Source organism: Agarivorans sp. TSD2052, assembly GCF_023238625.1.
Lineage (GTDB): Bacteria > Pseudomonadota > Gammaproteobacteria > Enterobacterales > Celerinatantimonadaceae > Agarivorans.
On record NZ_CP096670.1, the window covers coordinates 2,456,622 to 2,479,849 of the forward strand.

Genomic DNA, 23,228 nt, shown 5'->3' on the forward strand with positions numbered 1-23,228 from the left:
TACTGTCTATGAAAATGCCCTCAGTTAAACACTGAGGGCAAATCAACTCTTTATGTTAATGGTAACCGTTAGTTTAAGGTTTCAGCGAAGAAGCTATCCATCATCACATAGGACCGTGCAGCCGCTTTCGGGTGGTACTCAGCCTTACCCGCCATCTTAGCCGCAGGATTGGTAAATGAGTGCACAGCCCCACCAAAGGAGACAAATTGCCAATCAGTGTTGGCCGCCGTCATTTCTTGTTCAAAGGCCACGACCTGACTTGCCGGTACAAATGGGTCTATCGCACCGTGCAGAACCAATATTGGGGTGTTAATGTTTTCGGCATCCTTTGGGTTTGGGGTATCTAAATTACCATGAAAAGAAACCACACCATTAAGCGGTTCTCCGTGACGCGCTAACTCCAATACCGCCCCTCCTCCAAAACAAAAACCAATTGCTGCGACCTTATTCGCATCGACATTCCCGGCAGGTACATTGGCTTTCATCGCTTCTAAAGCAGCTTTGGTTCTGCTTCTCATTAACGCCCGATCACTACGTAATACCGTTGCCGCCGCTTTGGCTTCATCAGCATTTTTTGGTCTAACACCCACCCCGTATACATCGGCCATCATCACGGCATAACCCATCTCTGCAATTTTTTTAGCCTTTGTTAATGAGCCTTCGGTTGGCCCCATCCAATTCGGCACCATCAACACCGCGGGCAAGTTTTGTTTTTGATCATCGAACACTAAAGTAGATTCGAAGGATGTATCACCAATAGTGTGGGTGACTGTTTGGCTGACCATGGCAGCATTGGCGTTTAAGGCAAACATAGCGCTTGCAAGCAAGGTGAAATATTTCATTACATATCCTTATGGAGTTAAACTGACCCTTAGACTACGAACAGTGTAGTCGAAAAGATTAGCGCTCAACTAAATAAGAACAAAATAACGCTATACGTTAATTCGCCATAATGTGGCGCTACCATCAACGTTGCAACGAATAGTCGGTTTAATGAAGATAAAGGCCTGCTGAATTAACAAAAGCAATACGATGATGGCATGGTTAATACATATTTAGAAACGGTGCCCGCGGATCAACGCGGTGGTATTACTATATGGGGAACCATCGATGGAGATAGTTGGTTACAAGGTTGGCCTAGCCCAACGACAGAGTGGCCACTTTTATTTTTCAATGACTATACAGCAAAACCGGCATTACAAGGTGTCGCTGATGCGCTTGAGACAAGCCAGTAGATCACTCTAAAAATTACCTAAGCCGCCAGCCACAATGCTGACGGTGTTGTTAAATATCTTACCTTTATGCTCTCCAATTATTCTTTCGATTCTCGGCTATAGCGCCGCTCATTGGATAGCCTTAAACGTCGAAAACCCGGTCTTTCAAATCTTATTGCATACACATCAACAGCCTAGCAGTCACTTTTTTGAGATGCAGCTTATCAAATTGAACATTCGATAAGCTGCATAGTAATAATTGGATGCAAACTAAACACTTAGTTGCTCAGCTATCAGAAGTGCTAGCAAATTATGCTATTGTTATGAAAGTTAAAGACCCGCTGACAAATAAGATTACTAACAGCCATGAGCGACAACACTTTTCTATTTCACGACTACGAAACTTTTGGCATACACCCAGCTAAAGATCGCCCTTGCCAGTTTGCTGCAATTCGAACGGATTGGCAGTTAAATCCGATAGGCAAACCGATCGAGCTTTTTTGTCAGCCACCTAATGATTACGTCCCCCACCCTCAAGCTTGTTTAGTGACCGGCATTACACCGCAAACTGCACTTCAAAAAGGCTTAATTGAAAGTGACTTTATTGAGCGAGTTAACCAAGAATTTAGCATTCCAGGCACCTGTGGAGTGGGTTATAACAGCATTAGATTTGATGATGAAGTTACTCGGTATACGCTATTTCGAAACTTTCTAGACCCGTATGAGCGCGAATGGAAAAATGGTAATTCACGCTGGGACCTCATAGATATGGTTCGCGCCTGTTATGCTCTTCGCCCCGAAGGGATAGAATGGCCTACCAATGATGATGGCTTAGTGAGCTTTAGGTTAGAATTGCTCACCGCAGCCAATGGTTTAAGCCATGCCAACGCCCATGACGCGGTATCAGATGTTTACGCCACCATTGCCATGGCAAAGTTAATCAGAGATAAACAGCCTAAATTATTTGATTATTTGCTCAAGCTACGCGGAAAAAAAGCCGTTGCTCAACAGTTCGATTTGCTTAATAACAAACCGCTGGTACATATATCAGGTATGTTTGGTGCAAGCCAAGGTTGTGCTTCATGGATACTTCCTATTACTTGGCACCCAGTGAATAAAAACGCCATGATAGTGGTTGATTTGAATAAAGATGCTACTGTCTTACTCGAACTCAGCGCTGAACAGATTCATCAACGCCTATATACTGCACATGCTAATTTAGCGACTGATGAGCTACCAATCCCAGTTAAGCTTATTCACACGAATAAATGCCCTGTACTGGCTCCTGCGAGTACCCTTACGCCGCAACGCGCCGAAGAACTGGGACTAAATCGTACTCAGTGTCGTCAAAGTTTGGATTTATTGTCCCAACACAAAGTGGAAATTGAAGCTAAGTTAAGCCAAGTATTTGCAATGGAACGTCAATTTGAAGAAGACGACAATCCAGACACTTCGTTGTATAAAGGCTTTGTGGGAAATGCAGATAAAAACCTTATGCAGGTATTGCGTAGTAGTGATCCGCAACTGGTAACAAAACAGCAGTTTCAGTTTTCAGACCCTCGGCTTAATCGTTTAATACTGCGCTTCAAAGGCCGAAATTATCCTGAATGTTTAAACGAAATTGAATTACAACAATGGCAAGCGCATCGGCAATCTAGCTTAAATGAACAAATTAACCAGATATTACCCGATCTAGAAAACCTAATGTTCGAGTATCAAAATGATACTAATAAGACAAATATTCTAAAAAGTCTCTATAGCTATATAGAAAATCTTTAAAACGTGAGCTAAAAGTAACTTTATTATTGCTGCTAGGGTATAATTCGTCCTACAAATATAAGGATAGCTTAGTCGAGTTATGGGAATTAAACGCAAATTACAATTGTCGTTAGCCACTGCAGCAAGTTTTGCTGTCGCTACCGTCATTTGCTATTCCCCTACTTGCTACAGTGAAGACAGTTTGTTACTTCGCCCTTCTTCTTTATTGCGCTTAAGTGCTGAGCAATTTGCACTGCTAGGCGATATCTTTGAGAAAACCTACCAAGATACCGATTTCTCTCCGACATTAACTAACAGTTATTTTGCTAAGTCAGAGTTATACGACATGGTAGCAGTACCCATTGTTCAAACTCCCTTTAATTCGTTTCGTATTGAATTATTTAGCCATGTCTATGATCCCAAATACTCGGTCTACAACCAGCTACACGAAGACTCTATTTATCATAGTTTAGGTCAACGACAGATGTCTTATTTGGTTGATAAATCAGATATTGCTGTAGGCTTAGGCTTTGTCGCGCCGATTAATCAACAGCTACTAATGAAAACCATCGTCTCTAGTCATGAAATCCCAGGCTATGGCGATAGTAACTTTTCAGTGGGCTTAGAGTTTAAATACTAAACCCACTTAACTATTTCTTTAGTTTTTCTTTTCAAATACCACTGCACTGTTTGGCGCTAAAGTCATGGTTATTGTCTGGCCACACGCTTGATACTCAAAGCTGACATCCGACCACAACACCATCCATTGTTGCTCATTTAGCCCCACTTCAATGGTAAGGTCTTTATGCTCACTCCAGTTAAACCAATACTGTCGTAACAATTCTCCTCCTTGATACTGTTTAGCGTGTTGTAGTGAGAAATCTTCAAAACGAGCGGCTTCTGCTTGGTTTTGTTGCAGTACTTTTAATACTTCTCGCTGTTGAGGATGTAACTGTTGCAAACGGTCGCCAGAAAATACCAAACCGCTGCTGGCCAACAAACTAATTCGATGCCAGTTATAAGCCGCCTCATTGGTTTGCTGATGAGCGATGTTATTTAAGGTTACGCAATCAGGGTCGTTATGCCATAAGCGTTGATCTTGCCAGTTGCGGAAAAACGTCTCCTTTGCAATCTGTTTAAAGCGATGAATATTTCGCTCAACGTCGTCGGCAATACGCATTCCATGAACCAAACCTAAAGATGGCCACATGGGCGCATTACAGCCTAATATATAAGCCTTACCTTCACAGGCGTGATTAATGGTTTCCATGCCCATGCGATAAGCTTCAATGCGGGTTTTACTAATATCTGCACGATACCCCTTTGCCAAGGTCCCCCAATAAATGGCATCTAATTTAAAGTAACGTACGCCCCAGTGATGATACATATGACTAAATACATCGTGTAAGTAACGGTTTACCTCTGGCTGAGTGGTATCTAGTACATACCAAGGCGTACAGCGCCAACCACCATAGGTGACTTCTTCAGCGGCGAGTGGTTGGCCAAATTGGTCTTTTACAAACCAATCTGGATGTTGCTGGAATAGCCGCGACTCTGGTTGAGCGATAAAAGGTGCCACCCAGATAGCGGGTTCTTTTCCTTGTTCACGAATCCGTTTACATAGACTTTCTACACCGCCACTAAAGCGCTCTGAAGGGTACAGCCAGTCGCCCATAAACTCTTGGTAACCATCATCAATCAATAGGTACTCGAGATGCTCATGCGGGCTCAATAACTGTTGTAAATTTTCTTCAATATCATTGGCGGTTACATCTGCATAGTAGTGATACCAAGAGCACCAACCATTAGGCTTATTTGGCCATGGTAAACGTGGATGATGTTGCTCAATAGTAGCTGCAAACTCAGCCAACAATGTTTCTCTGCTAGCGTTATGCCCAACAAACAAACTCTCACTGTTTATATATTGATGTGCGTTCACTGCCAAGGTATCGGTATCAATACCGATGATCAAACGCCCGTCGGGGTAAACTTTAAAATAGCCGCTAAATCGCTCACAAGAACTAAAGGCTAATAAGGTAAATATTCCCCCGCTTTCAATAAGTAGCTGGTTATATGCGGTGAAATGGTCACGATCTTCACTCAGACGATACTCACCTGCATCGGGGCAACGACCAATAGCGATGACCTGTTCGGGGCAACCATAGTTTTGCGCCAACATTTGAAAACCTTCACCATGAAACATTGCGTTTTCTGGTAATTGGCCAGCCAATAAGTCTATCTGACCTAAAGCTAAACTATGTGATGACAGATTATCTATTCTTACAACACACTGCTGGTTACTCCATTGGGGAGTAAATAGCACCTGGTGCTGGGGAGAAGATAAATGCCATTGCCGAACAGTTTGCAGAACAGAATCTAGATTTGAAAACACGTATCAACACCTTCAGTTACAATAAATTACGCGCTAGGATCCAAGCCTCAAATAAATGATATATGTTGGGTAAACACGAATAAGGCGGATTATAATCGAAGTCTTAGCAATTTATTCACTATTTATTGCTAGCTTGGATAAAAAATAAAGGGAACGATAATATGCCAGAGACCCAACCAGACCAGCCGCTGCTTAATGCACTAAAAACGGTGGTAAACAGTGAGCTAATTCCCAGTTCACTGACCACTGCGCAAACCACAGAAATATGCCAACAATTACACTGTAGCCTAATAGAACTCGCCGAGCGAATGCTGCCATTAGCCGCTAGTTTTTCATTTGCGCCTAAGTCTAACTTTCATGTTGGCGCCATCGCCCTAGACAAACAACAACAGCTCTTTATGGGGGCCAATTATGAATTAGAATATGGCCCATTGACCGGAAGCCTACACGCTGAACAAAGTGCCATCTTTAATGCATTAAGTCACCAAGCTGACGAGCTAACAGACTTAGTCATCAATGCTGCACCTTGTGGTTATTGTCGCCAATTCATTAACGAATTAGCCAACGCAGCAAGCCTTAAGGTGCACTTTAATCAGCAGAATTTTGCCTTTCCTGAATTATTACCACAATCATTTGGCCCTAATGATTTGGGCATCAAAGCCCCCTTGGCCCGTTTAGATTTAGCCACCGCCAAACAAGCCCCCGATTTTGCTAAAGCGAGTTACTCACCTTATACCCAAACTCAGAGCGCAATGTTTGCCTATCACGGTGATAAATTGCTCGCTTGGAGCTGTTACTTAGAAAACGTTGCTTTTAACCCTTCTCTCTCGCCGCTTCTCACTTTATTATCGCAATTAACGCTAAATCACCTGAGCTTAGACAAAGTTGAACGATTTGAGTTATGGGAACATATCGACAATCCATTCAGCTTTAGGCAAGAATTGGAAAATTTTGCGGAACATTCTCGAAAACCTATGGTCCATCATAGCTACCCTTTAACTTAGGAGTATTTAAATGTTAGGAACTGCGCTAAGCGATTCTGGAACAAAAGTGTTATTACTCGGAGCAGGCGAACTTGGCAAAGAAGTCGCCATCGAACTACAACGTTACGGCGTAGAAATCATTGCGGTAGATCGCTACCCCAATGCGCCTGCAATGCATGTCGCGCATCGTAGTTACGTTATTGATATGACCGATGAAAAAGCACTAAAAGAACTCATTCTTAAAGAAAAGCCCCAGCATATTGTTCCTGAAATTGAAGCTATCGCTACCCAAGCCTTAGTTGAATTAGAGCAACAAGGCTTTGCGGTTACTCCTACTGCGCGAGCCACTCAACTGACGATGAATCGTGAAGGTATTCGCCGTTTAGCCGCAGAGACGCTTGCGATACCCACATCGGCCTATCAATTTGCTGATAGCCTAGAAGAGTGCCAACAAGCAGTTTCAGCAGTAGGTTTACCTTGCGTGCTTAAACCAGTGATGAGTTCTTCAGGCAAGGGACAATCAACCTTACGTAGTAACGAGCAAGTCATCACCGCATGGGATTATTCTCAAGAAGGCGGCCGCACAGGCGCTGGCCGTATTATTATTGAAGGCTTTGTTGATTTTGATTACGAGATCACTCTACTCACCGTCAGTGCCGTTGATGGGATTCACTTTTGTGCCCCCATTGGTCACCGCCAAGAAGATGGTGATTATCGCGAGTCTTGGCAGCCTCAAGCGATGTCAGACCAAGCCTTAGCTAAATCTCAAGAGATTGCTCGTAAAGTAGTCACAGAGCTGGGGGGTTACGGCTTATTTGGTGTAGAACTCTTTATTAAAGGTGATGAGGTGTTCTTTAGTGAAGTATCCCCACGTCCTCATGATACCGGTATGGTCACCTTGATTTCTCAAGATCTATCCGAGTTTGCATTACATGCCAAAGCCATTTTGGGACTACCAATCAAACAAATTCAACAATATGGCGCCAGTGCTTCAGCAGTGATTATGGGTGATGGCAGCTCTAAAGATATTCGTTTTAACGGCTTAGCAGAGGCATTAGATATTGCTGATAGCCAACTACGTTTGTTTTCTAAACCCGATATTGATGGTCAAAGGCGTCTTGGTGTCGCCCTTAATCGCAGTGCGAGTATCGAACAAGCGGTGAAAAATGCTAAGCAAGTAGCAAGTAAAGTTAAGGTCACTTACTAGCTATGACGGCAGGGTCATTCTCGCTGAATGATGAAGAGTTGGCGCTATTATTAGCGCCAAGTTCAAGCCCTGCCCCTTCAAAACTATTGCGTGTTTTATGGTTTCAGCAAGCTGCCACGCCATCTGAATACTCAATAGAACATGTCGAAGTAAATCAAATCGATGAGCTGCAACTGCAGCTACAACAGTCTAACGAGTTTGATGGCATTGTTTTCAATTGTGCTTTGCTTGCCCCCGAACAACTCGCTTTGTTAGCCGGCTTGCTTGAAGAACAATCACAAATTTCAGTGTTCTTGGTGGGCCAAATGCCAACGATGGCCTTTGACCTTCCCGACTTCACCTATTGCGCGAATCAGCAAGAGTTCACGGAACAATTTGCCTACTGGTGCAAGCACATAAACAGCCAATATCAAGCTTGGGCAAACCGAAAAAAAGTTTACCTTTATTGCCCAAATGAGCGCAGTAAGATACTCGAAGAAATGACCAATTTTGAATTTAGCCAAACCCAGTACTGGCAACCGAAGCAGGATAATGCTGCTCAACGGTTACAGCAAGCTAACCTCGTTTTGGTCTCTGTATTTGATGATGACCCTGCAATTATCGATGTCATTGAAAGCCTCGCCTCAGTATTTCATCGCCCCGGTCTAATTCTCATTTTCCAAGAGCAGTCTAAGCTTAAAAACAGCATTATCTTACTGGCTAAACACTATGGCTTAAACTTATACACATCTATTCATATTAGTCAGTTCAAACCGCAAATAGCTTACTTAAGTCGTCAGTTCTTTCGCCTCTACCGCCATAAGTTAAACCAATTAGGTCATGCCACAAAACATAGCCATTACTTGATTCGAGATACTTATAGCAATGAATTAGCTGGTTACTGGGACTGGCCAAACAGTGAAGCTAAAATAGAAACAATGACGAGATGTAAGGCGCCACTAAACGCAGTATATTGGCATCATTTTGAACGAACACTACTTAAAAATAATGTTGAACTCACCCGCTTAGCCGAGCAGGGTTCTGAGATGATGTTAGTTTTTAGCCCTGAATTTCCAATGGAAAATCTGTCTAATTTAATCAGAATTAAGCAACAGCAAGTCAAACTCGCGTGGCAACCTAATTTAGTCGCGCAGCTAAAGAACCACCCAACGGTACTTGATTTGATAGACGTATTGGTTGTGTCATTAGATATGTGGATTTTGCTAAACGTAAATAATGATAACCGCAACTTTTGGCAAGTCACCAAACAACGCTGCCAAGAAAAAAATATTTCATTAGCTATTTTGGGAGTGCAACCAGAGCTGGTTCAATATTGGCGAGATAAAGGCTTTGACTTACTTATTCATCGTGACGATGCTGAGTAAGTAGCCTAAAGATTAGGCTACTTGGTAATATTTGGGTGTAATGTCTAATTCTTTATTAATGATGGCTTTAGCCATTTTTGCACATTTACCACACTGTGAAGCCACACCATGCTTTTCTCGCACATCAGTCAAACTTTCGCAACCCTGCTGTACAGCTTCTTGAATTTGCTTTTCGGTAATGCCGTGGCATAAACATACAAACATTGCTTCACCTCATTAATAACAATATCGCAATTATATTGCGAACCATTATCATTCGCAATACCTTTTTTATAATTAGACAGGGTTATCTATATCAATGAAGCGAACATCTAGTTGATGCTCTTGTGCTAACCATTCGCCTAGGGCCTGTGCGCCGTAGCGTTCGGTTGCGTGGTGGCCTGCGGCAAAATAATCTATCCCCATTTCTCTGGCGGTATGTACTGTATTTTCAGATATTTCACCGCTAATAAAGGCATCTAAGCCTTGTTCTGCTGCTAAGCCTAAATAAGACTGACCACCGCCTGTACAGATCCCTACTTTATGGATAGTTTGATGATTTGAGATATGTAGTGGTTTGCGTTTTAGCACCTGTTCAATGCGTTCGGCAAAAGCTTCACCCGACATCGGTTCTGCGAGTTTTCCAACCATTGCAACGCTGCGAGGGTCCCAAGGTTCTAAACCACGTTTTAAGGTAATGCCTAGGCGCTGAGCTAATTGGGCGTTATTGCCTAACAGAGGGTGAACATCTAAAGGTAAGTGATAAGCGTAAAGGTTGATATCATGATTGAGCAAAGCTTGTAATCGGCGACGTTTCATCCCCGTTACTACCGCGGCTTCATTTTTCCAGAAAAAGCCGTGATGCACTAAGATAGCGTCAGCTTTTAACTCAATAGCTTGGTCGATTAAGGCTTGGCAAGCAGTAACACCTGTCACAACACGCTTAACTTGCTCTCGGCCTTCAACTTGTAAACCATTTGGGCAATAGTCTTTAAACTTAAAGCTTTCGAGATGTTGATTTAATATATTTTCTAATCGGGTATTTTTCATTAGCTTAACTCACAATGGTTTGGCACATTGTAAGTAGCAGACACGATCAGAAACAAGTCTTATAGTTATTTAGCGTTACTTAAAAAAGTACAAATTGACTATTTTTTTCCAGTTGCTGCATCCAACTTGGACGGTCATTACATTTTATCCATTGGCGGTGCAATGCGCTATAAAACGGCGCTCTTAAACCTGCCAAAGCCACAAATGGAAAACAAATCAAACCGACGAAAAATAGCGCGATACGACGACCGATGATAATGCTAGTTGAAAATTGCTTACTCATGTTGAACACCCTTACTGGTTAGACCACTAAATACTAGCTAAAACTTAGTAATAAAACTACATAAACCGTAAAAAACGTTTAAATAAAAAGCAAAACGTTTAAATAGATGTAAAAAAATAACAAAGGAGCAACATTTATGCCGCGGGACAGTTTTTTGGGTGATTTAGAGTGGTGCTTGCATGCGCCTACGTTGCTGTCGCATTCACTGCCTTTCGCGGTTGATCAGCACTGGAAAAAACAATGGCAAACAGCGCTAACTCAGCATTTAAATACCGCTACCAGCGCTGAACCCAACTCGCGGCTAGGTTTATACTTTGAACAATTATGGCGAAGCCTGATTGCACTTCACCCCGACTGGCATATGTTAGCCGACAACGTAGCGATACAACAAAATGGAAAAACCCTAGGTGCCATCGATTTTTTAGTGATAAATCACCGCTTACAACAGATAGAGCACTGGGAACTTGCGGTTAAATTTTACCTGGCTAAGAACGACTGCCCGCAAGCAAGTGACTATGTAGGTCCTAACCAACATGACCAACTCAGCAATAAACTCAGTAAATTAATACTCAAGCAAATTCCGCTGGGCCGTCATCCAAACATTCAAGCTTTATGCAATCGCTATCCTAATTACCACTTTAAGCAACGCATTTTGCTATCGGGGTATTTATTTGCATTGGGAAGGCCTGAGCATGTTGAACCGCAACATTTACATTGGTACAGCCAAAGCCAATGGCAAGCGATGCACCAAAGCAATTGGTATGCTTTAAGTAAGCAGCAGTGGTTAAACCCGCAAGGGTATTCTCTGAATAAATGGCAGAATAACATCCCCTTAACCCGAGGGCCTATTCAGCTTTATTTACCCAAACAAAACCAACAGGCTCCACGGCGAATATTTATTTGCCCTGATGATTGGCTCATCAGGGCAAATGCTGTCGAATAAACAGAATTAACCGCTAACTATTTTGTTCTTCAGACGAGTACTCGCGCATCATTCCCTCTACTGTTTCTACCATATGGGTACTCCCACAGAAGAACGGAACACGTTGATGTAACTCTATCGGTTCGATATCCATGATTCGATTAAAGCCATCACTGGCTTTACCACCGGCTTGCTCCATTAAGAAAGCCATCGGGTTGCACTCATAGAGCAAACGCAGCTTACCTGTGGGTGCTGAAGCCGTAGAAGGATAAATATAAATGCCTCCTTTTAACAAGTTGCGGTGAAAATCAGACACTAGTGAACCAATGTAACGAGAAGTGTAAGGACGTTTAGTGCTTGGTTCAATTTCCTGACAGTATTTTAGGTATTTCTTCACACCGGTTGGAAATTTGAGGTAGTTTCCTTCATTGATAGAGTAAATCACCCCATCTTCAGGAATGGTCATATTCTCATGAGACAAATAAAACACGCCTAAGGAAGGGTCACACGTAAAGCCGTGTACACCATGTCCGGTGGTATATACCAACATAGTAGACGAGCCATATACGACATAACCTGCCGCTACTTGACGGTTACCTGGCTGCAAAAAATCTTCTAATACCGCTGGGCTACCACAAGGGCTAATACGTTTATAAATGGAAAATATAGTACCTACTGATACATTCACATCAATGTTAGAGGAGCCATCGAGTGGATCCATTAACACCACATACTTACTATCAATAGACCGTGAACTGTCAAAGCTAACAAACTCATCTTCTTCTTCGGAGGCTACACCACATACCTCACCACGGGCTTCTAAGGCCGCTTTAAATTTTTCGTTAGCATATAAATCTAGCTTTTGTTGCACTTCTCCTTGAACATTTTCAACGCCAGTCGAACCAATAATATCAACTAGGCCGGCTTTGTTGATTTCACGGTTGACCACTTTAGAGGCTAAGCGAATAGCCCCCAGCAGTTGGGTTAGCTCCCCTGTTGCATCGGGAAACTGGTGTTGTTTTTCTATTATGTATTCACCAAGAGTTATCATTTTTATCCCTATTTTTAAGCACGCTTTCCTTGAAAACCTTTTCAGTCATCAATGTTATTTTGCAAGTATTTACGAAAAATTACTAGCGTTCAGATCTAATTGTCATACATATAGGCGAAAAAAACATTTGCAAATCTTTCAATCAAGAACTACTGTATATCCATACACTGTATAAAAACACAGTCACTTAATGACATTGACTAAAGCATGGAGCAAACAATGGCGCAACAAATTGAACAACTGCTACAAAGCAACAAGGTATGGCAAGGCAGCCAATGGCAACGCAGTCATCTTGACGTTCATGCAAGTGGCTTTGAACAGCTTGACCAGCAACTACCTAACCATGGCTGGCCACAAGGTGGCATCACCGAGGTGCTTTATGAAAATCATGGTATTGGCGAGTTGCAATTACTGCTTCCAGCGCTAGCTAAGTTAAGTCAGCAGTCTCGATGGATTATTTGGGTCGCGCCGCCATTTATGCCTAACGCGCCAGCCTTACAACAACATGGTGTAGACATTAGCAAAGTTATTATTATTCGCCCCGAGCAATGTAGTGACGTAATTTGGACCATTGAACAGGCCTTAAAGAGTGGCTCATGTGGTGCGGTACTAGGTTGGTTAAACGGTTTGGATTTAAAAGCCAGTCGACGCTTGCAACTTGCTGCAGAACAAGGCGATTGCCTAAGTTATTTATTTCGACCGCTGCAACAACAACAGCAAAATTCTAGCGCCAGTGTACGAATGGCCCTACATCCAAGTAAGGCGCCTAATCATATCAACTATCACCTGCTAAAGCGGCGCGGCGGTGCTCCACTCTACGAGCAAAGCATTCCGCGACTTAACTAGCCGGTACTTATTATGCAAGTGACACATGTATTGGATATATCTTGATTTTCCTCAACTCGCGTTGGACTTATTGCAACGCGAGTATCCTGCCAATCAGGCCTTGGCTATTCATCACAACAAACAAATCATTCAACTGAACCACTTTGCCTACCAGCTCGGTGTTTATTTAGGTTGCTCACTTAACACCGCCTACCAACTTGCGCCACAATTACGTTTATATGAACAAACTGATTTATCGTGTGCTGCCTATTTCAACGATTTAGCCCAACAAGCCTTACGTTATTCAGCCCAAGTAGCCCTTCATCCTGAGCAGGGCTTATATATTAGCGGGGCTGGCATGCTCAGCATTTATGAGAAGCCAGAGCGACACCTTAAGCAACTCGCTAAGCACTATCAGCAACAACAACTTAGCTTGCGCATTGCTCATGCAGATACCGCCCTAGCAGCACGTTGGCTAGTACGTTCACAAGATTTAAAACAACGAGGCTCTGGTAGCCAACAATTGATGGATTTAGCGCTCACGGCCAGCGATCTTCCCGCTAACCAGGTCAGTAGTTTACAAGCCATGGGCTTATATACGGTAAAGCAACTAAACGCCCTACCTAGACCTGAGTTGCGCAAACGGCTTGGTGAAGACAGCTTAGCCGCTTTAGATCAAGCCCTTGGTTTACAAGATACCCCGCTGACATTCATTCAGCAAAAAGCGCACTACCAGCAGCGTTTTCCCCTACTCAGTGAAACCCACACAACTCAAGGTCTCATGTTTCCGCTTAAACAAGCCTGCCTGCATCTACAACAGTGGTTAAGACAACGTCAACTGTGCAGTAACAGCCTTATTCTAGAATTACATTTCCGCGATAAACCTAACGAGCAAGTGCTTATAAAGAGTGCCCGTTTGTTACAAACTAGCCAAGACTGGTTAGCCCTGTTTAGTTTAAAGTTAGCAACCCTGCGTCTACCAGCAGCAGTGACTGAGTTCAGCCTTTATTGCAACGCGTTATACCCTCTTGGTAGTGAAGTAAGGGGCTTGTTTGAAAGCCAACAAGCAACATCCGATAGTTTACTGTTTGATCAACTGAGTGTCCGGCTAGGCGAACAGGCGATTAGCCGTTTAAGCTGCCAAGCCGATTACCGACCAGAGCGCGCTAGTCAATATCGCTCGTTACACCAAGATGTAGTACTAAACGACCCGAGCCTGTTTGCTCGCCCCTGTTGGTTATTACCGCAATTAAAGCCAATTAATATTCAGCATTACACGCTACTCTCGCCGCCAGAGCGTATCGCCAGTGGCTGGTGGGATGACCAGAGCATTAATCGCGACTATTATATGGCGCAAAGCCCGCAACAAGGCGTGGCTTGGATCTGCCAAGAAAACCAACAATGGTACTTACATGGTTGGTTTGCTTAAACATGAATAACACTCTATTTGCCGAGCTGAATGCCCAAAGCAATTTTAGCTTTTTGTATGGGGCTTCGCATCCAGAAGAAATGGTTGAGCAAGCCCAAACTTATGGCTATCAGGCCATCGCTATTACTGATGATTGCTCATTAAGCGGTGTTGTTCGTGCACATCAAGCTGCTGAACCACTAGCCATAAAACTGATTATAGGTAGCCAGTTCACCACTAATGAACAGTGCCAGCTGGTAGTATTAGCCAAGAACTTAGTTGCCTACCAACAGTTGTGTCAGTTTATCACTGAAGCTAGAAAAGACAGTAGCAAAGGCTGTTACCAAGTCAATTTAGCGCAGTTTGACCAGCGCTTAGATCAGTGTTTAGTGTTGGTGAAAGCCAATCAAACACGACTAGCTGAGCACCTATCTCAGCTAAAAACACAGCTCGTACAGCCCTTTTATTTGCTGTTACACAACCATTTATCGCAACCCAGCAGCTTATTGAATGGCTATCGCCAACTAGCCAAACAACACAATATTGACTGTGTCGCCTCACTTAACCCCCGTATGCATATTGCCAGTAGGAAGAAACTCGCCGATATTCTAGATGCTATTCGCCAACATAGCACCGTTCAGCAAGCTGGTTTTTTACTCTCAAGTAATGCCGAACGCCGTTTATTACAATGGCCACATTTACAGCAGCGCTACCAGCCAGAAGAACTAAGCCGCAGCGCCAAATTGGCAGAACAATGTACTTTTAGCCTCAATGAAATTCGCTACCAATACCCTAAAGATAATGTACCGCAAGGTTATAGCGCCCAGCAGTATTTACGTCAGTTAGTGGAAAACGGCGTAAAACAACGTTTTGGCGACAACCTTTCTGTAGCGTTGCGAACGCAAATTGAACATGAATTATCTCTGATTAGCGAGCTTAATTATGAGCATTATTTTCTCACCATTTACGATATTGTAGCCTATGCTCGGCAACAAAAAATCTTGTGTCAGGGTCGAGGCTCGGCGGCTAACTCGGTAGTATGTTATTGCTTGAACATTACCGAAGTGAACCCCAGCCAAGTGGGTTTACTATTTGAGCGTTTTATCTCTAAAGAACGCGATGAGCCGCCAGATATCGACGTTGATTTTGAGCACCAACGCCGCGAAGAAGTGATCCAATACATCTATAACAAATATGGCCGCCATCGTGCAGCCCTCGCTGCCAGTATTGTTACCTATCGCACCCGAAGCGCGATTAACGAAATAGGCAAAGCATTAGCAATTCCAGCGCATATTCTGCATGGTTTAAATCACAACATTGATTGGCGAGATGGCAGTAGTAATACCAGCCAAAAAATTATCCAAGCCGGCTTATTGCCAGAGAAAAACGCCCGCAGCTTTGCCCAATTGGTGGAGCAACTTCGCGGCTTCCCTCGACATCTGTCTCAGCATGTTGGTGGTTTTGTGATTGCCCAAGATAAACTGTGTCATTTAGTCCCCATCGAAAACGCTGCCATGGCCGATCGTACAATTATTCAATGGGATAAAAACGACTTAGAAGCCCTGCATTTAATGAAGGTGGATATATTGGCCTTGGGTATGCTTAGCGCTATTCGCCGCTGCTTGACCAGTTTAAGCGAGCGTGAGCAACGCACCATTAATCTTTGCGATATTCCACAAGACGATAGCGCCACTTACGATATGTTGTGCCAAGGCGATAGTGTGGGGATTTTTCAAGTGGAATCACGAGCCCAGATGAGTATGTTGCCCCGCTTAAAACCGCGTAATTATTATGATTTGGTGATAGAGGTGGCCATCGTACGACCAGGGCCTATTCAAGGTGATATGGTGCATCCCTATTTGCGGCGGCGTAACGGTGAAGAAGCTGTTGACTACCCTAGCCCTGAAGTTGAAGCGGTATTGGCTAGAACCTTGGGAGTGCCTATTTTTCAAGAACAAGTGATAAAACTCGCCATGGTGGCAGCGGGTTTTAGTGGCGGAGAGGCAGATCAACTCCGCCGTGCGATGGCCGCTTGGAAGCGTAACGGCAAGTTGTCTTATTTTCGCGATAAGTTGGTCAACGGTATGCAAGCGCGTGGTTACCCTGCCGCTTTTGCTGAACGCTTATTTTCACAAATACTCGGCTTTGGTGAATATGGTTTCCCTGAGTCACATTCTGCCAGCTTTGCCCTATTGGTATATATATCTTCATGGTTAAAGTGCCACGAGCCCGCCGCCTTTTGCTGTGCTCTACTAAATAGCCAACCCATGGGGTTTTATAGTCCAAGTCAGCTAATTCAAGATATTCAACGTCATGGGGTAAGCATATTACCAATTGATATTAACCAGAGTGACTGGGAGCACAAACTCGATTACACCCACGAACCCAAAGGTGCTGTTCGTCTTGGCTTAAAGCAAATAAAAGGTTTAAACAAAAGTAAATTTTCCCAACTGTTAGCTAAACGCCCAAGCCAAGGGTTTAGCCACTTAGCTCAACTCACTGAACAGCTCGATAAAACCAGCTTAGAATCGCTAGCTAGCGCCGATGCCTTTGCCTGTTTGGCTGGACACCGCCATCAAACTCGTTGGCAAATGAGTGGCACCGAAGCGCCATTACCACTATTTCCGATGCCCGAAGAAGCTACGGTAAACTTGGCAGCACCTAGTGAAGTAGAAGATATTAAGCAAGACTATCTAGCCACCCGCGTCAGCTTGCGTCGCCACCCGCTACATATACTGCGTGAACACCAAGCGCTAAAAAATTGTTATTCGCAGGCGCAATTACATCAGTGTAAACACGGTCAGTTAGTTAAGGTCGCAGGACTCGTGGTAGGCCGACAGCGCCCAGGTTCTTCGGCCGATGTCACCTTCGTCACCTTAGAAGATGAAACAGGCAACAGCAATGTGATAGTCTGGTCAGCAACCGCTAAAGCACAACGCCAAGCCCTTGTTTCAGCTCGTCTACTCAAGGTTTCGGGACGACTAGAGCGCTGTGATCAGGTGATACATATTATTGCGGGGAAGTTAGAAGATTGCTCGTGGTTACTGGCTGATCTATCGGTCCGTTCCCGCGATTTTCGCTAGTATACCAGCGGCAAATTTACACAACATAGCAAAAGAAGTAGGACAAGAATGTTAGACCGTTACGCCATAAAAGTCATAAAAGCCCCGTTAGATTACAGTGCCAAATTACTCGATAATGCAGGTTTTAGCGCTAATCAAATTACCTTAATCGGCTTTGCTATTGGTTTAGCGGCTATCCCCTTCTTAGCATTTCAGCAATACACCATTGCACTTATACTCATCTTACTTAATCGCAGCTTTGATGGTCTTGATGGTGCATTAGCTCGACGCCAAGGCTGTAGTGATTTTGGTGGCTACTTAGACATTGTTTGTGACTTTATTTTTTACTCGGGCATTGTGTTGGGTTTTGCCTTGGCCGCGCCTGAGCAAAATGCCCTAGCGGCCAATCTACTGATCTGGACCTTCATGGGCACTGGTTCAAGCTTCTTAACCTTCGCTATTATGGCGGCCAAGCGCAATATAGATAGCACGGTATATCCCCACAAATCTTTGTATTACCTGGGGGGATTAACCGAAGGCACCGAGACCATAGCCACCTTTGTACTATTTTGTTTATTCCCGCAATACTTCAGCGCAATAGCGTTTTGTTTTGCGGGCTTATGCGCGATTACAACGGTGACACGAATCATTGCAGCCAAAGCGACATTTACTGATTAAGAATATAATTTAACCGCCATTTGACTCAATGAGCGACTAACATCATTCGTCGCCCACCGCGAAATAACCTAAGCTAAATGCTGTTTAAAAAAGTTCAAGGTGCGGCTCCATGCTAACTCGGCATTATCTTTATCATAGCGACCGGTAGAGTCATTATGAAATCCATGGTTAGCTTGGGGATACATGTGCATCTCAAATATGGCATCATTGGCCTTTAGGTCTTGCTCATAATCAGGCCAAGTTGCATTAACTCTTTTATCTAACTCTGCGAGTTGAATGAGCAAAGGCGCTTGAATATTTGCTCTCAACTCTTTTGCCGCAGGTGTACCATAAAAAGGAACACCTGCCGCTAATTGCTCACCCATTCTGGCTGCCAACATATTGACCACGTAGCCACCAAAACAAAAACCAACAGCCCCTAATTTACCATTGCTGGCGGGGTGAGCCTTCAAAAAAGACGCTGCGGCGAGAAAGTCTTGTTCTATTTTAGCTTTGTCGAGGGACTTCTGCATGCTTCGGCCTTCGTCATCGTTGCCGGGGTAACCACCTAAGGTATGCAATGCGTCTGGGGCAAAAGCGATAAAACCTGCTTTAGCCAAGCGCCGAGCGACATCTTTAATATAAGGATTTAATCCTCTATTCTCATGCACCACCAACACCACCGGGGCTTGACCACTTAAGCTCGCAGGAGTAACCAAATAACCACGCCCCTCACCATAGCCATTGGGTGATGCAAACGTAGCGTATTCAGCTTTAATGTCCGCATCGTTAAACGACACCTGCTCAGCTAAAGCATAGTTAGGTAACAATGCCGCAGAGAGAACCGACATAGAAAAACCCAACGCGACCAATTTAGACAGCTTGGCTAAGAAAGTACGCCGGTCAATAAGTCCATGAGCATATTCATCGTACCAGTCAAAGGCTTCTTGCGGAATCGAGTATTCGGGAGAATGAGTAGAGTACTGCTTGTATGTATTCTGAGTAGGGGATGTCATTGTCGTAATCTCCATTTAATAAGCCAATCATCAAGCTTTAGCAAGAAAGCTGCTGATATCTAGTAAAGAGCTTAATGTTAAATAAATCCACCTTTTGTTGATTATTTGTATTTTTAAATGATGAATACCAAGAAGGCAGTTTGAGCCTCTAGCTAGCACCTCTGAGCGCGCTCTAAAATGATTTGTTCGCGCTATGTTACACTGCCTCCTATCAGATTTTGCTTTAGTAGTCGGCAATGCGTTTAGACAAATTTATATGTAAAAGTACCCTCTTAAATCGCCTTCAAGCCCAAACCCTTATTCGCGAAGGGCAAGTAATGGTAAACCAAAAAGTGATAAAGGAAGCCAATGCTCAGGTGCATGCAAATAATTGCGTAACGATGAATAAACAAATACTAATAGCGAGGCCACCTCGCTATTTGATGATTCACAAACCGGCCAACACTGTTTGTTCCAATGTCGATGAAGTTTACCCATCAGTATTCTCTGCAGTAGGCTTATATAGCGAAGAGAACCATCGCCAATATGATGTAGCACTAATGCATATTGCAGGTCGTTTAGATGCTGATACCACAGGCTTAGTGCTCGCCACCGACGATGGACATTGGTCATTTAATATTACTCGGCCAGATCAGCACTGCCAGAAAGTCTATCGGGTAAATTTACGTAATCAGATAAGCCAACAATCAATAAGTGCTATACAACAGGGAATAAAACTTCAAGGTGAGGATAAGCTTACCCGCCCTGCAATTATTCAGCTCCTGTCTCCTAAACAAGTACTGCTAACCATCACAGAAGGAAAGTTTCATCAAGTTAAGCGAATGTTTGCTGCTATCGGTAATAAAGTAGAGGCCTTACATCGGCAGCAAATTGGTAAAGTAAAACTAGATATCCCCCCTGGGGTTTGGCGAGAGTTGAATCAACAAGAAATAGATAGTTTTACCGAATCAAACACGCTTTGAGGCAACGCGAAAAATAACATTCACCCTGGTAACGGTGTTCCAATAAGTGCTTAACCACAACCAACGTTATATGAGTCAGTACAACGCTATACCTTGGGTTTTCATCGTATAGCTGCCGACCGCGATAATGCTGAACGATAAACACTGAGGCGGCTTGCAAGCAAGGCTTAAGTTGCGCACAATACGACGACTATTGATGAGAGGTAAAATAATGATTTCGAAGTGGGCAAAACGTTTCTTTCAAATGGCTGAATTAGTTGGCTCATGGAGTAAAGATCCATCGACTCAAGTAGGTGCCGTCATTACCGAGCATAATCGTATTGTATCTCTCGGATTTAATGGATACCCGCATGGTATTTCTGACAGTGCTGAAACTGACAATCGCGAAATGAAATTGCTTAAAACCTTACATGCCGAAGAAAACGCTATTTTATTTGCCAAGCGAGACTTATCGGGTTGCGAAGTATGGGTTACTCACTTCCCCTGCCCTAATTGCGCAGCTAAAATCATTCAAACCGGTATCACTACTGTGCACTGCCCAGAACAAAGTGAAGACTTTCTTTCACGTTGGGGAGAGAAGATAAAAATCAGCCAAGATATGTTTGCTCAAGCGGATGTAGCTGTGGATTGGTTACCGTTAGAAGAGCTTCATTAAGCCACAATCAAAAACACTGACCTTCAGCGCCCTAATTCACTGGACCATAGAACATTAAACGTTGCTGTTCTATGGCTTAGTGTTTAATCGCTAGCTCGAGCGGCGTAGCGATTTGCTAATATTGCGCAATAAAATATTTGTATCGGGTGATAGAGCATGATTGGCAACAACAGCATGCCCAAATTAGGATCACTGCCAAAAATCACTTTGGCCATCGGCACCCCCGCCGCTAAGGTTTTTTTAGAGCCACAAAATACTGCGGCTATTTCGTCTTCAACAGAAAAATGAAGTTTTCTAGCCACATAAACTAAGCCATTAATCACTGTCAGCAATACCAGAATACACATCAATAAGGCGAGTAATAATGTCGTTAAGCTGAAACCGCCCCAAATATTCTCCACCACTGAGTCGCAAAACGCGTTGTATACGATCAGTAAAATTACCCACTTATCAATTTTATTGACCACATTTTTGTGTCGCTGAAACGAGTTAAGCAAAAACGGACGTAATAGTTGCCCTGTCACCATAGGCAATAACAACATTTTGCAAATAGCACTCACGGTGGCGCCAATATCCATGCTTACCCCATCAAAGCCCATAAACAACTGAACCAACAAGGGCGTAATTAATACCCCAAGCAAGCTAGATAAGGAGGCATTGAATACCGCACCAGCCACATTACCCTTAGCAATGCTGGTCATTGCCACAGAAGATGAAATGGTGCTGGGTAGCGTAAATAAAAAGCAAAACCCAAAAGCCAAAGCACTGGGCATTAAGGCATGCAGAGCATCGCCAAGCAACAACCATAACAGCGGGTAAAATAAGAAGGTCGTGGATTGAACCAATAGGTGCAGACGCCAATTCTGGATGCCCTGTCTTATTTCTCGTGGAGAGAGACCTACACCATGTAGAAAAAAGATAATAGCTATGCCAACCCCAGTCACACTATCGAGCTGCAATCCCCCCCCAGAACGCCCTAAATTGGGTAGCAATAATGCGGCAAATATGGCGAGCAGCATACCCAGTAAAAACCATTCTTTTTTCAGAACAGCTAACAGCTTCATTATTTAGAAAACTCTTCTATTTGACGGAATAATGCCATGTTACCTGAATTTAAGTCTGTCGCTAAGTGCGATAAGAACGAGACAGGTCGATAAAGCCAAACTCACAAAGCCTGAGTATTTTTGCAACCAAACATAGCGCATTTGGTCATCTCTGCTTAGTTGGAACCTGAACTTAATCAACGGTACCAGCCAAGCATAAATGACCGTTTATGCTCTAGTGACCAATTTACGAGGAATAACCTCCACCCCAGTTTGATACTTACCACTGGCAGCAGCCAAAGCTAGAGCTAACGATTTATCTGCAATGATATCCAGTTGTTGAGGTAGTGACTGCACCTTTATGGTTAGCATATTGAGTAAAGCATGGTCACCAAAGGTTGCTAAGCTTATTCGTTTTGACAATTCTGGGTATTCAACGAGAACATCCATCACCCCTTCGAACAAAATATACGAGGTAGTGACGATGCCTTCTGGTAGGCAATCGTCTGCCAGCCATTGCCTAATTATTTTTGATGCTTGCTCTCGAGAAAAGCGCTCACCATAACTGATCCGGTTATCGAGTTTTCTTGGACTTTTATCAATGGCTGCTTGATACCCTTGCTCACGCTCCTTTGACACGATTAAATCGCGGGAGGCGGCGACCAAACCAACACTATTACAGCCCCGATCAATCAGAGACTGAGTTAAGCTAGCGGCACCATCAAAATCTTCACTAATGACGCTACAGAAATGCTCGTCGTTAAACATCCTATCCACCGCTATTACGGGGATCCCTTGTTGTTGAACGCCTAAATAAAAACCATCAGACGCAGGCAAGCAACTCGCAACAATCAACACATCGATGTGACGACTGATTAAGCTATTCACTACCACTTGCTCATTAGCAGGGTCATCATCGCTACAACAAATAATGAAATGATAACCTTGCTTGCGCGCATCACGTTCCAGCAATTTGGCTAATTTGGCATAACTGCTATTCTCAAGATCGGGTATTACTAAGCCAAAGGTTTTACTGGCTCCACCTCTTAGTAGGCTGGCGGCATGGTTAGGCTGATAGTCATGTTTATTAACAACAGCAAGTACACGCTGCTGGGTTTTTTGGCTAATTCGATACTTCTCTGCTTTACCGTTTATGACGTAACTTGCCGTGGTTTTTGATACCCCAGCGAGTAAGGCAATCTCATCCAATTTCATTTTTTCACCTATCCGATAACACCACTAAAAAGGATCACTCGTGATCGCGATCACTTTTTGTTTACAACTTTCATAAGAACATTTGCAATATTAGCTGAATCGATTCAGTATGTCATTAATAGTTTGATAAAGCCCATATTAAGGCCCTCAAACTTTTTTTAAAGACAATTTGCTGAATCGTT

At 43.5% G+C, this 23,228-nt stretch carries 22 protein-coding genes; 13 read left to right on the plus strand and 9 right to left on the minus strand.

Translation table 11 applies throughout. The features are described from left to right. Positions 1–68 precede the first annotated feature (68 nt). A complete protein-coding gene (locus tag M0C34_RS11110) occupies positions 69–842 on the minus strand; it encodes a dienelactone hydrolase family protein (RefSeq protein WP_248711752.1) in 774 nt (257 codons plus the stop codon). Positions 843–1,040: 198 nt separating this feature from the next. Between M0C34_RS11110 and M0C34_RS11115 the strand changes: the two genes are divergently transcribed. From M0C34_RS11115 to M0C34_RS11125, 3 genes are all read left to right on the plus strand, one after another. Beyond that, complete coding sequence (locus tag M0C34_RS11115) at positions 1,041–1,235, plus strand: endo-1,4-beta-xylanase (RefSeq protein ID WP_248711753.1); 195 nt, start codon at positions 1,041–1,043, stop codon at positions 1,233–1,235. A 345-nt stretch (positions 1,236–1,580) separates the two neighbouring features. Continuing rightward, positions 1,581–2,993 carry an exodeoxyribonuclease I gene (sbcB, locus tag M0C34_RS11120; protein ID WP_248711754.1) on the plus strand — a complete coding sequence of 471 codons (1,413 nt, stop codon included), beginning with the start codon at positions 1,581–1,583 and terminating at the stop codon, positions 2,991–2,993. Positions 2,994–3,072: 79 nt separating this feature from the next. Then, a complete protein-coding gene (locus tag M0C34_RS11125) occupies positions 3,073–3,612 on the plus strand; it encodes a hypothetical protein (RefSeq protein WP_248711755.1) in 540 nt (179 codons plus the stop codon). Between the two features lie 18 nt (positions 3,613–3,630). Here the strand turns inward: M0C34_RS11125 and M0C34_RS11130 are convergent, their stop codons facing one another. After that, on the minus strand, positions 3,631–5,364 hold the full coding sequence (locus M0C34_RS11130; protein ID WP_248711756.1) for a glycoside hydrolase family 36 protein: 1,734 nt from the start codon (positions 5,362–5,364) through the stop codon (positions 3,631–3,633). A 161-nt stretch (positions 5,365–5,525) separates the two neighbouring features. On the opposite strand from M0C34_RS11130, the gene cdd reads away from it, so the two are divergent. Genes cdd through M0C34_RS11145 form a run of 3 tightly spaced genes read left to right on the plus strand, consistent with a single transcriptional unit; the run spans position 5,526 to position 8,918 of the window. Then, positions 5,526–6,368, plus strand: coding sequence for a cytidine deaminase (gene cdd, locus M0C34_RS11135; protein ID WP_248711757.1), 843 nt, complete (start codon positions 5,526–5,528; stop codon positions 6,366–6,368). A gap of 10 nt (positions 6,369–6,378) precedes the next feature. Further along, entirely contained in the window at positions 6,379–7,554 is a 1,176-nt protein-coding gene (purT, locus tag M0C34_RS11140) for a formate-dependent phosphoribosylglycinamide formyltransferase (protein ID WP_248711758.1), read from the plus strand. 2 nt (positions 7,555–7,556) lie between these two features. After that, positions 7,557–8,918: a hypothetical protein gene (locus tag M0C34_RS11145; protein ID WP_248711759.1), complete on the plus strand. Its 1,362-nt coding sequence runs from the start codon at positions 7,557–7,559 to the stop codon at positions 8,916–8,918. Positions 8,919–8,930: 12 nt separating this feature from the next. Here M0C34_RS11145 and M0C34_RS11150 read toward each other — a convergent pair whose 3' ends face one another. The 3 genes from M0C34_RS11150 to M0C34_RS11160 all read right to left on the minus strand — a co-directional run bounded on the left by M0C34_RS11150 (position 8,931) and on the right by M0C34_RS11160 (position 10,230). Further along, positions 8,931–9,122: a bacterioferritin-associated ferredoxin gene (locus M0C34_RS11150; RefSeq protein WP_248711760.1), complete on the minus strand. Its 192-nt coding sequence runs from the start codon at positions 9,120–9,122 to the stop codon at positions 8,931–8,933. A 72-nt stretch (positions 9,123–9,194) separates the two neighbouring features. Continuing rightward, positions 9,195–9,947 (minus strand): Nif3-like dinuclear metal center hexameric protein, encoded by a 753-nt coding sequence (locus M0C34_RS11155; RefSeq protein ID WP_248711761.1) that lies wholly within the window; start codon positions 9,945–9,947, stop codon positions 9,195–9,197. Positions 9,948–10,026: 79 nt separating this feature from the next. Next, complete coding sequence (locus M0C34_RS11160) at positions 10,027–10,230, minus strand: DUF2517 family protein (RefSeq protein WP_248711762.1); 204 nt, start codon at positions 10,228–10,230, stop codon at positions 10,027–10,029. 136 nt (positions 10,231–10,366) lie between these two features. Between M0C34_RS11160 and M0C34_RS11165 the strand changes: the two genes are divergently transcribed. Beyond that, a complete protein-coding gene (locus tag M0C34_RS11165) occupies positions 10,367–11,173 on the plus strand; it encodes a DUF1853 family protein (RefSeq protein WP_248711763.1) in 807 nt (268 codons plus the stop codon). Between the two features lie 13 nt (positions 11,174–11,186). Here M0C34_RS11165 and fbp read toward each other — a convergent pair whose 3' ends face one another. Beyond that, positions 11,187–12,203: a class 1 fructose-bisphosphatase gene (gene fbp / locus M0C34_RS11170; RefSeq protein WP_248711764.1), complete on the minus strand. Its 1,017-nt coding sequence runs from the start codon at positions 12,201–12,203 to the stop codon at positions 11,187–11,189. 219 nt (positions 12,204–12,422) lie between these two features. On the opposite strand from fbp, the gene imuA reads away from it, so the two are divergent. The 4 genes from imuA to M0C34_RS11190 are packed head-to-tail and all read left to right on the plus strand — an operon-like array spanning position 12,423 to position 18,176. After that, complete coding sequence (gene imuA / locus M0C34_RS11175; RefSeq protein ID WP_248711765.1) at positions 12,423–13,049, plus strand: translesion DNA synthesis-associated protein ImuA; 627 nt, start codon at positions 12,423–12,425, stop codon at positions 13,047–13,049. Positions 13,050–13,074: 25 nt separating this feature from the next. After that, on the plus strand, positions 13,075–14,457 hold the full coding sequence (locus tag M0C34_RS11180; protein WP_248711766.1) for a Y-family DNA polymerase: 1,383 nt from the start codon (positions 13,075–13,077) through the stop codon (positions 14,455–14,457). Positions 14,458–14,459: 2 nt separating this feature from the next. Beyond that, the gene (locus tag M0C34_RS11185; RefSeq protein ID WP_248711767.1) at positions 14,460–17,519 is read left to right on the plus strand and encodes an error-prone DNA polymerase; all 3,060 of its coding nucleotides are present in this window, start codon (positions 14,460–14,462) and stop codon (positions 17,517–17,519) included. Positions 17,520–17,567: 48 nt separating this feature from the next. Further along, positions 17,568–18,176 (plus strand): CDP-alcohol phosphatidyltransferase family protein, encoded by a 609-nt coding sequence (locus M0C34_RS11190; RefSeq protein ID WP_248711768.1) that lies wholly within the window; start codon positions 17,568–17,570, stop codon positions 18,174–18,176. Between the two features lie 68 nt (positions 18,177–18,244). Here the strand turns inward: M0C34_RS11190 and M0C34_RS11195 are convergent, their stop codons facing one another. Then, positions 18,245–19,171, minus strand: coding sequence for a dienelactone hydrolase family protein (locus M0C34_RS11195; protein WP_248711769.1), 927 nt, complete (start codon positions 19,169–19,171; stop codon positions 18,245–18,247). Positions 19,172–19,407: 236 nt separating this feature from the next. Here M0C34_RS11195 and M0C34_RS11200 point away from each other — a divergent pair, with 236 nt between their 5' ends. Both M0C34_RS11200 and M0C34_RS11205 read left to right on the plus strand, forming a co-directional pair. After that, complete coding sequence (locus M0C34_RS11200) at positions 19,408–20,133, plus strand: pseudouridine synthase (RefSeq protein ID WP_248711770.1); 726 nt, start codon at positions 19,408–19,410, stop codon at positions 20,131–20,133. A gap of 211 nt (positions 20,134–20,344) precedes the next feature. Beyond that, positions 20,345–20,788 (plus strand): dCMP deaminase family protein, encoded by a 444-nt coding sequence (locus M0C34_RS11205; RefSeq protein WP_248711771.1) that lies wholly within the window; start codon positions 20,345–20,347, stop codon positions 20,786–20,788. An 83-nt stretch (positions 20,789–20,871) separates the two neighbouring features. Here M0C34_RS11205 and M0C34_RS11210 read toward each other — a convergent pair whose 3' ends face one another. Together M0C34_RS11210 and cra are read right to left on the minus strand one after the other, a co-directional pair. Next, positions 20,872–21,852, minus strand: a complete 981-nt coding sequence (locus tag M0C34_RS11210; protein WP_248711772.1) for a bile acid:sodium symporter family protein — start codon at positions 21,850–21,852, stop codon at positions 20,872–20,874. 207 nt (positions 21,853–22,059) lie between these two features. Then, positions 22,060–23,046 carry a catabolite repressor/activator gene (gene cra, locus M0C34_RS11215; RefSeq protein WP_248711773.1) on the minus strand — a complete coding sequence of 329 codons (987 nt, stop codon included), beginning with the start codon at positions 23,044–23,046 and terminating at the stop codon, positions 22,060–22,062. Positions 23,047–23,228: the final 182 nt, after the last annotated feature.

What these genes read in the sequence shown, in the direction of transcription:
- M0C34_RS11110 (WP_248711752.1), bottom strand. Translation starts at nt 842, where the DNA reads ATGAAATATTTCACCTTGCTTGCAAGCGCTATGTTTGCCTTAAACGCC.
- M0C34_RS11115 (WP_248711753.1), top strand. Translation starts at nt 1,041, where the DNA reads ATGGTTAATACATATTTAGAAACGGTGCCCGCGGATCAACGCGGTGGT.
- sbcB (WP_248711754.1), top strand. Translation starts at nt 1,581, where the DNA reads ATGAGCGACAACACTTTTCTATTTCACGACTACGAAACTTTTGGCATA.
- M0C34_RS11125 (WP_248711755.1), top strand. Translation starts at nt 3,073, where the DNA reads ATGGGAATTAAACGCAAATTACAATTGTCGTTAGCCACTGCAGCAAGT.
- cdd (WP_248711757.1), top strand. Translation starts at nt 5,526, where the DNA reads ATGCCAGAGACCCAACCAGACCAGCCGCTGCTTAATGCACTAAAAACG.
- purT (WP_248711758.1), top strand. Translation starts at nt 6,379, where the DNA reads ATGTTAGGAACTGCGCTAAGCGATTCTGGAACAAAAGTGTTATTACTC.
- M0C34_RS11145 (WP_248711759.1), top strand. Translation starts at nt 7,557, where the DNA reads ATGACGGCAGGGTCATTCTCGCTGAATGATGAAGAGTTGGCGCTATTA.
- M0C34_RS11150 (WP_248711760.1), bottom strand. Translation starts at nt 9,122, where the DNA reads ATGTTTGTATGTTTATGCCACGGCATTACCGAAAAGCAAATTCAAGAA.
- M0C34_RS11155 (WP_248711761.1), bottom strand. Translation starts at nt 9,947, where the DNA reads ATGAAAAATACCCGATTAGAAAATATATTAAATCAACATCTCGAAAGC.
- M0C34_RS11160 (WP_248711762.1), bottom strand. Translation starts at nt 10,230, where the DNA reads ATGAGTAAGCAATTTTCAACTAGCATTATCATCGGTCGTCGTATCGCG.
- M0C34_RS11165 (WP_248711763.1), top strand. Translation starts at nt 10,367, where the DNA reads ATGCCGCGGGACAGTTTTTTGGGTGATTTAGAGTGGTGCTTGCATGCG.
- fbp (WP_248711764.1), bottom strand. Translation starts at nt 12,203, where the DNA reads ATGATAACTCTTGGTGAATACATAATAGAAAAACAACACCAGTTTCCC.
- imuA (WP_248711765.1), top strand. Translation starts at nt 12,423, where the DNA reads ATGGCGCAACAAATTGAACAACTGCTACAAAGCAACAAGGTATGGCAA.
- M0C34_RS11180 (WP_248711766.1), top strand. Translation starts at nt 13,075, where the DNA reads ATGTATTGGATATATCTTGATTTTCCTCAACTCGCGTTGGACTTATTG.
- M0C34_RS11185 (WP_248711767.1), top strand. Translation starts at nt 14,460, where the DNA reads ATGAATAACACTCTATTTGCCGAGCTGAATGCCCAAAGCAATTTTAGC.
- M0C34_RS11190 (WP_248711768.1), top strand. Translation starts at nt 17,568, where the DNA reads ATGTTAGACCGTTACGCCATAAAAGTCATAAAAGCCCCGTTAGATTAC.
- M0C34_RS11195 (WP_248711769.1), bottom strand. Translation starts at nt 19,171, where the DNA reads ATGACATCCCCTACTCAGAATACATACAAGCAGTACTCTACTCATTCT.
- M0C34_RS11200 (WP_248711770.1), top strand. Translation starts at nt 19,408, where the DNA reads ATGCGTTTAGACAAATTTATATGTAAAAGTACCCTCTTAAATCGCCTT.
- M0C34_RS11205 (WP_248711771.1), top strand. Translation starts at nt 20,345, where the DNA reads ATGATTTCGAAGTGGGCAAAACGTTTCTTTCAAATGGCTGAATTAGTT.
- M0C34_RS11210 (WP_248711772.1), bottom strand. Translation starts at nt 21,852, where the DNA reads ATGAAGCTGTTAGCTGTTCTGAAAAAAGAATGGTTTTTACTGGGTATG.
- cra (WP_248711773.1), bottom strand. Translation starts at nt 23,046, where the DNA reads ATGAAATTGGATGAGATTGCCTTACTCGCTGGGGTATCAAAAACCACG.